This is a genomic window from Corynebacterium sp. HMSC074H12 (assembly GCF_001813755.1).
GTDB classification, from domain to species: domain Bacteria; phylum Actinomycetota; class Actinomycetes; order Mycobacteriales; family Mycobacteriaceae; genus Corynebacterium; species Corynebacterium hiratae.
Genome location: NZ_KV813931.1, coordinates 35,716 through 36,230 on the forward strand (window position 1 = coordinate 35,716; position 515 = coordinate 36,230).

1 rRNA gene is annotated in these 515 nt (G+C 50.7%); it reads right to left on the reverse strand.

Annotation, left to right across the window (positions count from 1 at the left end):
- Positions 1-239: 239 nt before the first annotated feature.
- A 5S ribosomal RNA gene (gene rrf / locus HMPREF2932_RS09225) occupies positions 240-357 on the reverse strand.
- Positions 358-515 lie beyond the last annotated feature (158 nt).

Below are 515 nucleotides of genomic sequence, written 5' to 3' on the forward strand. Positions count from 1 at the left end.
GGCGCTACCTGAGGATTGATGTCAGTGACCCTGGACGCTTCACCTGGGACAAATAGCGCGTATGAATGGTGCAGGGTTCCGTTGCGGTCTATAAGCGCAGACGTGGATGTGCAGCACGCAGGTTAGTGTTTTCGGGTTTGTACTTTTAGGCTGTGTGCGTAAACGAAGAAGCCCGTCACCGTTGAGTGGTTGCTCAACGGTGACGGGCTTTGTGTATTGAGTTATGGTTTGTTGTTTGGTGTCGGCGGTTTCTTACTCTCCCACAACCTCCCGGTTGCAGTACCATCAGCGTTAGCAGGCTTAGCTTCCGGGTTCGGAATGGGACCGGGCGTTTCCCTGCTGCTATAGGCCACCGACAAACACACGGAGCAAATGTTTGTGTCTGGTTGCTGGTGTTGTGTCAGATACTGTGTAGTGGACGCGAACACGGCAGTGTGATTACTTAGCTGTTGTGTTTGTTGTTTACACACTCAAAAGGTTAAGTGTGTGTGTTTGTTTTGGTCTATTAGTACCAG